Source organism: Acinetobacter sp. YH01006, assembly GCF_013420445.1.
Classification (GTDB): Bacteria; Pseudomonadota; Gammaproteobacteria; order Pseudomonadales; family Moraxellaceae; genus Acinetobacter; species Acinetobacter pseudolwoffii.
Window position 1 is genome coordinate 1 of the sequence record NZ_VOYB01000038.1, and the last position, 9,274, is coordinate 9,274.

A 9,274-nucleotide genomic window follows, 5' to 3' on the forward strand; every position below is an offset into this window, starting at 1 on the left:
AGAAGAATGTCGAAAAATTGCCATGTAAAATACTTCAATAATGTTAATTATATGGCTCTAGACTAACATAATCATTCTGCTAGTCTTAGAGCCTTTCCTAAAATTAACATAATACACCTTATACGAAATCATTAATAAAACCTTAATATAATCAATGTATTATTCTGTACAAAAAAGCCTAAGAGACCACTCTTAGGCTTTTTCAGTGATTTTTCGTGTTCCACGCTCAATAACTAAGCAATGTTCCACAAGTTTATTCAGTTTTAATAAACCTCATCCGGTTTTTTGATGAGTCATTATTTCATGTGCTTGCACTGAAATTGGCTCATCAAAAAATTGGAGTCCTGGCTAACCATAAGGAAGGAAGAAACGGCTCAGGAAGCCCCTCTTTTTAGGCTCAGGCTCAACGTGTTCAGGGACAGGGATACGTTTATTGTCTTTCTGAGGAGTAGTCAATCCGTCATAGTTTGACTCAGTCTGTGGCCGAGGATCTGTTGCTATATTCGAATTAGTAGATTCATTTAGTTGATTAATATTTTCTTGTTTTGGCTGTTCTAAGGTGCCCTTAAACTCAATTCTATGAGTAAGATCTTCAATATGTTGCATCAAAGACTTTTCTCTTTGATTTGCTAACTCTAACTGATTTTTGAGTAAAGAAATTTGATCTTTTAATACATTTTCAACTTCAGATTGAACGTGTACTTGTACATCCTTTTGAACTTGTTCAGTACGTGCACTGGACTGAACACCGACTGGATTGCCATAAACTCTGATAAGTTCAGACAAGTCTATAAGTCCATCATGATCTCTTGATAATTCACCACTTTTTAAAGCCTCGTATATTGTTGTACGTGATTTTTTAAAGGCTTTACTTGCGTCCATAACGCTAAATTTTGTTGTGTTCAATGGAATCCCTCAGTGCGTGTACAAGGATGTTTATGTGAACATCCAATCTGAACATGAAGTTTATTTTGTATTAAAGCCTACTTTTTTTAGATATGGGAGTAGTTCTTCAAATTTTTGTGGATCTCGTAGCATTTCAGAAATTCGAACTGCAAATTGTGAGTAGCTTTCAGTACCTTGAGAATATTTATTCATCTCTGGAAGCTCAGACAGTTTACTGGCAAAAAGATGACGCTGTGCATCGGTAAATTTTGAGAAAATATCAAGAGCAGTTTGCTCTTTGTTATGAGCTATAACGACTTTTTTCAGTTTAAAGTTGAATGAAAAACCAGAAATATTACGTCCCTTTTTATGTTGCTGACATTGGACGTTAATATCCGTGTGTTCATTAATTTGGGCAATAGCTAGATTTAATACTCGATCTTTGAAATTTCCCATTCTTGTATATTCATCATCAAGAACGCCTATTTTTTGTCTGAACTCTGCTAGTTCGATAATTGGAGTTTGACCCGTACTACGCCAAGCAATTAATAATTCATACAACCGCACAGCATAAGCACTGCTGAGATTACTAATCTGTTGTAACTCATATTTAGTGAATTGTTCTTCTAAACGTGTAATAAGTGGCACGATTGCAGGGGCAAATATTAACTTTACTGTAGCCTCATCATCGATATATCTAATCTCGCTCACCCAGCGACTTAAAACATTCTCTACATTTCCTCTTTTATTAATTTCTTGATAGCTAAATTGACGTACAAATAGATCCTTACAAGCATCTTTTAACGCTTGGTAAGCTGTTTGTCTTGCAACATTAAATTGATTTACATAACTCTCAGCATGCACTTCTAAGGGGTCATTTGCATTGATTCCTCGACCACTATCTCTTGCTTCGACGATAGCTAATAAGATCAAACGTTGTTCTATTAAGTCTAAGTTATAACTCGCATTAATTAAGGCATTATCTTTAACTACTAAGTCCCGCATTTTATTTGTCTACATTATTACTTATGAATATAAATCTATAATAATAAATATGTAGATTAATGCAAGGTAAACGTAGTTAAATCTACAAAAAAAATAATGTAGATTATTGGTAGGTAAACGTAGTCATATTGGTAGGTAAACGTAGTCATATTGGTAGGTAAACGTAGTCATATTGGTAGGTAAACGTAGTCATATAAGATCTAGAAGCCTTTATTTACAAAGTCTTGAGCATGTCTAAAAGCATTTAAAAGCTTAAAAATAATTAAAAGCCCAGGGAATGAAAAATTGCCCTTGGTTTTCGCTTCGCTCAAACTCTATTGAATCTCGCTTTCGCTCGATTCGTCGGGGCAATTTTTGGTTCATGTTTTCGTGACTTTTAGAAAAAGCAAAAGCAACTCGGAATTCGCTTCGCTCATAAGCTTTTTTTTCTCGCTACGCTCGGTTTAGGGATCAAAATTGGAAAGTTCGCACCCATTCGGGATGCTCTGTAAAGCAGGTGATTGATGGATAGGGAGCTTGTAATCAGGGAAAGGGATGGGCAAATTTTCTCAGTTCGCTCGTAGACACTCGCTCTGTTTAGCGACTCATGCCACGAGATTTCATTCTAGGCGCATGTTGCTGTGCTTTGAGTTGTTGTTCTTGTCTGAGTTTCAGCTGTTGTTCTGCTTTGATCTCATTCACACATTTTTTAATGACTTGATAGGTTGAGTATAGAGTCTGGTATTGCTTGGCTTTGGCCGGATGTTGTTGTTGGTACTGCTTCCAGGCATGTTCTTTGAACTTTTCATTTTCCAATAAATCCTTCATACCATGTTTTTTCTGGTGTTCATGCTGACCTTTTAGCTTTTTGTGTTCCTGATAAACCTCGTCACGTTGGGATTCCCAGGCTTTTTTTCCAAACAGTAAGGGTTTGTTCTGGGTTAATTCATTGTGTTGATCGACCAGACTTTGCAACTTGTCATGACTTTGTTTGAGTCTGTTTTTCACGATGTCTTGGGCGAGCTGCTGACTAAACTCATTTTTATGCTTTTGCATCTTGCCCAAGTTGTTTTCTGCCTTTTTAAAAACATCCTGCATAAATTCTAGGTCTAGATTCGCGTCTTTTGCGCTGATTTCGCGATTTAGCACTTTGCCAAGGGTTTCCCTCTGTTTTTCTTCAAACAGGGCTTTTTCGTCAATTGGTGGCGTTTTAGCACTATTTTTGATTTGGATCTGCTGTTCAGTTTTTAGTGTATTGAGTTTGATCTCATTTTCAGCAATCAGCAGATCCATATTTTTGCCGTATTGCAACTGAGCCTGATTTCTCTGTTTGATTTCGTCATTGCTTCGGCTGATTTCGGTCTCAATCCCTTTTCGGCGCAGTTCGGTGACTTTCGGCCCTTCGTGCAGCGTGGCTTCTAAACCATTCTCCTGGTCTTTGTAGCTGCGGTGGTCGACTCGGGCAGTGTATCCAGCCAGATCCAGGTGCATATTGCAGATATCGGCAAAGTGTTCGCGCCAGTGTTCGATTTCTCCACTGTGTTTCTGATCCAGTTCCCGGGTTTTCTCGGTGAAGCCTTCCGGAGTAAGTTTGCGTGTGCTCATCAGGATATGCGCGTGATAATTGCGTTCATCACTACCAGATCCAGTATGCGGTGCATGAATACAGGCATCGACTGCTACCTGATGTCTGTCCACGATACTGGCGCATAGCTCTTTGAGCATGGCCAGGCGTTGTTCCTGATTTAATTCACTTGGAAAAGCGATTTCAAATTCTCGGGCAACTGTCGAGTTTTTTCGGGTTTCCCGTTGTTCAACTTCGTTCCAGAGTCTTTCCCGGTTTTTTAAATGTTCTGGTGCGCCTTCGGGTAAATAAATTTCTTTATATTCCACACCTGTTTTTCGGCTGTAATCATGTTCTCGGCCCTCACGTTCACAATAGATCTTTTCACCTGCCCGATAGGCAATCGCAGCAGTAGCGGAACGCCCTGCTGATCGTGCTACGGTTTTGACTGAAAAGTGGTAAATCGCCATGCCTATTTTTCGCTTTTAAATTTTCACGTAGTGAAATACAACCGTGGATACGGTTGTCGGGGTATTGGGGAGACCCCAATCGGACTTGCAAACGAAGTTTGCATAAGTGCGCTCTTCGAGGAAAACATTACTATACATATAGCACCTTGAATGCATATTCAAGTGCGCTTATGTTAGGGATGGTTTCCCAGGATGATGGTATTGGATTAATGAGCGTTACTGAAACACTAGACAGCAAAATTAAAGCCCAGGAAGAAAAGCTGAAACAGCTCAAAGCTCAAAGACAGGCAGCACTAGCAAGAGAACGAGCCAAAGAGAAAGAACAGGCTCGAAAGGATGATACTAGACGCAAAATTTTAATTGGATCCTGTATGTTAAAAATCACTGAAGATGATGAACAAGCCAGAGCTAAACTAATTGCTCAGATGGATAAGTATTTAACGGATGAGCGTGACCGAAAGCTTTTTAATCTATAAATTTTGAGAGATGAGTAGTGGAAGATTCAACACTTAATGAGTTAATACGTAATACAGAATTATTCTTTGAACATCACTGGAATGTAGATCTATTAGGAAAGCCTCCTGAATGGTCACCAGTACATTTTAATTTTGGAAAAATTCCTAATTACGATAAACAAGGTGTATATGCGTTTATCAAAGGAGATTTAGTGACTTATATCGGTGTTGGGACTTCTAGAGGGGCTGGCCGTTATCGTGGTAATGGCTTAAGCGCCAGGGTAATGAAATATTGCCGATGGAATGAAGATAAAACTGAATATATTGCGATAGATCCAAGACTGAAAGATGCTGGATCCATCATTACAATAGGCTTTGAACGTGATACGGCTTATTTAGCAAATGCCTTAGAAGTTTTTCTTATCTCTAAAATCCAACCTGTCCACAATGTGGTTAAAGTTGGTATGTAATTTCGCATAAGAGATTTTATGTTAAATTTTTTATATCAAAATTTCAAAGTGTACTGATGAGTACACTTTGAATGGGTTCTAACACCCGAATTTCGTATATGAGATTTTATGTTAAATTTTTTATATCAAAATTTCAAAGTGTACTGATGAGTACACTTTGAATGGGTTCTAATACCCGAATTTCGTATAAGAGATTTTATGTTAAATAATAAAAGGCTCTAACTGAGAGTGAGAGCCTTTATTCTTAAATTTTTTTATCTATTGTGATAAACCATGTGCCGTTATTACGCTCATAAAGTGGTAAATTGCTGTCAATTTTTTGATATCTATAATTTAACTTGGGAGTAAAACCTTTCCACTGCCATTGCTTACGCCAAGCAGCTATACCAACTTCATATTCACTGTCTTTGCGTTGAATACCATACCAAATATTATCTGCTAAAAAATTACGCTTAGAATAACGTATGTTGCTACTAATACCCAATGAGTCCCCAAAGTATAAAAAACCACTTCGTATACCTTTCTTATTGGATGATTCTGCTTCGTCCGCTAAGCGATCTTGCATCCAGTCTAAGCCACTATATATGAGTAATTTTGATTTCGGTTGATACAGCATCAATGCAGCCTGACTATTAGCATGACCATTATAATATTGTGCAAGATCTGAATCCTGATATCGTTTTTGGATATGAGTTGTATTCGCAGAAACTTGCCAACGATTTGATAATAATCGGTTATATTCTAATCCTGCACCATAGTTATGACTGTAACGACTATCACCTAGTATATTTTGCCCAATAAATGGAATTATGCCTAAGGATTGCTTAAGATCTTTATACTTGTAACCAGTATCGATACGTAAGGTTTGCTCACTAAATTCTGTATTATCCCAATAATGAATACCGTTTAATGCTGCATTAAAATATACATAATGATTGCTCATCATATTTTGTTCACGTGATGCATTCAGCGTATAACCGATACCTTCTGCCTTTTGTGGTAGTGATTCCTGATCACGTATGAAAGTTGCTTCTCCAATAGAAATCTCTTTTATACTCGATGATTGATTAACATTATCTGTTTTTTCAAAATTAAAATTTACGTTTGGTTGCCATCCTTGAGACTCTTCCATAGTACTCAATAGCTGATCTATTAATGCTTGGATCTGAGTAGGAAGAAAAGGTCTTATTGCTCTAAATTCATTTTTAGCTTCAGTATATTGTTTATTTTCAAATAACATCATGGCTAGATCAAAACGGGGATAATATAAATTTGGATTCTTTGTAATAATCGCTTTGTACATTTCTATGGCTTTCTTTTGCTTTCCTTGAAAACGATATAAAGCACCTAAGCCATACTCGTATAAAATGTGATCGTAATTATCAGTTTTTCTGTATTTATCTAGTAGTTTCTCAAGTTCTTTCCAGTCTTTATCAATAATGGCTTGATTAATATAATCTTCTAAACTTGAGTTTGGAGGTAGTGTAGAAAGCTTTAAATCTTTATCTACTGTTTTTTTAAGTAATAATTCAGGTTGAATAAATGAATCTTGCTCAAAAAATACTGTTTGAGCTGGTGGTAATTCTTGAGAAAATGCAGTGCTAGAGAATGTTACTGAAAGAATTACTACATATTTGATATTCATCAAATGGCTACCAATAGAATGACAAAAACCGTCTGAAATTATATTTAATTTCAGACGGTCTATAGATAAGTGGGGACTAAAATAAGATTTTATTTAGTAATTTCACCACGTGTACCACCAAAGCCAACGGTATCTTTACCATTAAAAATGACTTTACCAGCGATTTCTTCAGCTTTTTTGCCATAAAAGTCTAATGAATATGTACCAGTATTTGTTAATTGTTTAGCTGTTGAAGTGATTCCAGTTCCAGAAATAGAACCTTGTTCTAGGCTAATAGTATTACCTAAGCCAGTGATTGATCCTGAGCCTAAGCGATTAGTAAAGTTGATATCATAATTAAGAATGCCATTGTTAGTAATATCAAAAGCTTTACCAACGTAAGTTGCTGTACCTATATTTGGAATAGCAGACTCTTGAGTTTTTAAGCCTTTAATATCAATGGCTAGATTAGTTGTTACAGATTGATAGTTATTAACAGTTCTATCATTTTTTGTATAATTACCTAGTACAACTGAATAAGGTTGATTATAAATTGCTGAGCCACGATAACCTATTTCAGTAACTGACTGATAGATACCGTTTACAATTGATTTCGAAGAAGATGAGCTAACTTGACTCTCTGAGCGAGTAATTTTTTCAACTGGATATAAAGAATCAGAAATATCTTTAGCAGCAGAAATTTCAGCTTTTTCAATATTAATAATAAGAGTATCTAAAGCTGTTTTAGCTGTAACGGCATCAGATTCTTTATTTTCTTCTGCATAAGCAGTAGCTTGCTGATTATTTAAACCTGCTTTTTTGGCATTATTTAAAAGAACTAGACGATTAGCTTCGATTGCAGCAGCCTTCTCAGCAGCAGCTTTCTCAGCAGCAGCCTTCTCAGCAGCAGCCTTCTCAGCAGCAGCCTTCTCAGCAGCAGCCTTCTCAGCAGCAGCTTTCTCAGCAGCAGCTTTCTCAGCAGCAGCCTTCTCAGCAGCAGCCTTCTCAGCAGCAGCCTTCTCAGCAGCAGCCTTCTCAGCAGCAGCCTTCTCAGCAGCAGCCTTCTCGGCAGCAGCTTTCTCAGCAGCAGCCTTCTCAGCAGCAGCCTTCTCAGCAGCAGCCTTCTCAGCGGCAGCCTTTTCAGCGGCAGCTTTCTCAGCAGCAGCCTTTTCAGCAGCAGCCTTCTCAGCGGCAGCTTTCTCAGCAGCAGCCTTCTCAGCAGCAGCCTTCTCAGCAGCAGCCTTCTCAGCAGCAGCCTTCTCAGCAGCAGCCTTCTCAGCAGCAGCCTTCTCAGCGGCAGCTTTCTCAGCAGCAGCTTTCTCAGCAGCAGCCTTTTCAGCAGCAGCCTTCTCAGCGGCAGCTTTCTCAGCAGCAGCCTTCTCAGCAGCAGCCTTCTCAGCGGCAGCTTTCTCAGCAGCAGCTTTCTCAGCAGCAGCCTTTTCAGCAGCAGCCTTCTCAGCGGCAGCTTTCTCAGCAGCAGTCTGTTCAGTAATTACTGGAGAAGTAGATGTTGTTGAATGATTTCCACTACTACTACAAGCAGCAGTACTTAGTGCCAAAATAATAGCAGCACTTAGCTTTGTTAAATTCATTGATTGCATAGATACCCTAAATTACATTATGGATTTAATGTATAATTAATGTTTGTTTGTATTACATTACGTTTCAACTTATTATAGTAAATATCTAACTAAAAGAAATGAGTATTTTTTAAGGAAAATTTTTTTTATAAGTATTTAATTTTATAGAATAAACTATCAATATTCTCGATATTAATGAATACATGATAAATCAGATTTAACACGAGTTTTAATACTGATGGTTAAATTTCATTAAGAACCAAAAAATTAATATATGTTATTAAAATTAAAAAATTGGAGCCTAAGCTCCTATTTTTATTTATTATTTTTTAAATCTTTTAACATTGCTTCACGCAGAATTTTATTCATGCGTGTTTGATAGCCCTTCCCTTGTGCTTTTAACCATGCAAGTACATCAGCATCAAGACGAACAGAGGTTTGTTGCTTCACTGGACGATAGAATTGATTGTGGCGTACAGCATTACTCCAGTCTGTAATTTCAGGAATATCTGAGAGATCTAGCTGTTCGTCAGGAACCGTTCCCTTAGCAAGCAAGCGTTCAATTTCAGCATCTTGCTTGTCGCTGAATTTTTCATTCAGTTCTTTGCGTGAATATCTAACCATGCTCATATCTATCTCGCTCCGCCTTAGTTACTTGTCTTGCACTAATGATTCGTATGATTTCACAGTCATCTTCATCAAAGATGGTATGAGCTACTAAGAGCATTAGTACGCCTTTCACTTTTCCAATGGTCTGCCAACGTTCTTCACCATCGGTATGTCTGTCCTGGATTGAGATCCTTAATGGATCATCAAAAATAAGGCTTGCAGTTTCGAAAGAGACATCATGTTTTTTCTGATTCTTTCGACTCTTTGCCTCATCCCATTCGAAATACTGTTCCATAAAAAACATTCAAATTTGTATATACAATAATGTATCACAGAATTGTATCACTCAACCCAATTGGTGTAATTTTTAGTCAAAAGTATTGGCAAAATATTACAGAATCGAACATAAAAAAGCCGACTTGTTTCAAAATCGGCTTTTTGCTCATTTTTGGATTTTTCTTGTTTTATTAAGTTATTGATATTTATATTAATATACAAGTGTATTGCGTATAACCTCCATTATGTTAAATAGAGGGAAAATCTATTTTTAAAGTGATAAAATTATTGTAGTTATTTTAAGAATAGCTGCTTTTGATACTTGATCATCTATCCTAATTAAAAACTGTTTTTTAA

At 37.1% G+C, this 9,274-nt stretch carries 9 protein-coding genes; 2 read left to right on the forward strand and 7 right to left on the reverse strand.

Annotated elements, in window-relative coordinates; genetic code table 11:
- Window positions 1-348: 348 nt before the first annotated feature.
- The 3 genes from FTT73_RS15300 to mobQ all read right to left on the reverse strand — a co-directional run bounded on the left by FTT73_RS15300 (window position 349) and on the right by mobQ (window position 3,903).
- Window positions 349-906 (reverse strand): plasmid replication DNA-binding protein, encoded by a 558-nt coding sequence (locus FTT73_RS15300; RefSeq protein ID WP_227656918.1) that lies wholly within the window; start codon window positions 904-906, stop codon window positions 349-351.
- Window positions 907-966: 60 nt separating this feature from the next.
- Entirely contained in the window at window positions 967-1,890 is a 924-nt protein-coding gene (repM, locus tag FTT73_RS15305) for a replication initiation protein RepM (protein WP_180191632.1), read from the reverse strand.
- A gap of 576 nt (window positions 1,891-2,466) precedes the next feature.
- A complete protein-coding gene (gene mobQ, locus FTT73_RS15310; RefSeq protein ID WP_180159159.1) occupies window positions 2,467-3,903 on the reverse strand; it encodes a MobQ family relaxase in 1,437 nt (478 codons plus the stop codon).
- Between the two features lie 209 nt (window positions 3,904-4,112).
- Between mobQ and FTT73_RS15315 the strand changes: the two genes are divergently transcribed.
- Window positions 4,113-4,379 (forward strand): mobilization protein, encoded by a 267-nt coding sequence (locus tag FTT73_RS15315; RefSeq protein ID WP_088749624.1) that lies wholly within the window; start codon window positions 4,113-4,115, stop codon window positions 4,377-4,379.
- A gap of 17 nt (window positions 4,380-4,396) precedes the next feature.
- Entirely contained in the window at window positions 4,397-4,828 is a 432-nt protein-coding gene (locus FTT73_RS15320; RefSeq protein ID WP_004986359.1) for a hypothetical protein, read from the forward strand.
- A gap of 244 nt (window positions 4,829-5,072) precedes the next feature.
- Here FTT73_RS15320 and FTT73_RS15325 read toward each other — a convergent pair whose 3' ends face one another.
- The 4 genes from FTT73_RS15325 to FTT73_RS15340 form a co-directional block, all read right to left on the reverse strand.
- Entirely contained in the window at window positions 5,073-6,473 is a 1,401-nt protein-coding gene (locus FTT73_RS15325; protein ID WP_180191633.1) for a surface lipoprotein assembly modifier, read from the reverse strand.
- 89 nt (window positions 6,474-6,562) lie between these two features.
- Window positions 6,563-8,053 (reverse strand): histone H1-like repetitive region-containing protein, encoded by a 1,491-nt coding sequence (locus FTT73_RS15330; RefSeq protein ID WP_180191634.1) that lies wholly within the window; start codon window positions 8,051-8,053, stop codon window positions 6,563-6,565.
- Window positions 8,054-8,347: 294 nt separating this feature from the next.
- Entirely contained in the window at window positions 8,348-8,662 is a 315-nt protein-coding gene (locus FTT73_RS15335) for a BrnA antitoxin family protein (protein ID WP_005166845.1), read from the reverse strand.
- Window positions 8,649-8,936: a BrnT family toxin gene (locus FTT73_RS15340; RefSeq protein WP_180191635.1), complete on the reverse strand. Its 288-nt coding sequence runs from the start codon at window positions 8,934-8,936 to the stop codon at window positions 8,649-8,651. The genes FTT73_RS15335 and FTT73_RS15340 overlap by 14 nt, the downstream gene beginning before the upstream one ends.
- Window positions 8,937-9,274 lie beyond the last annotated feature (338 nt).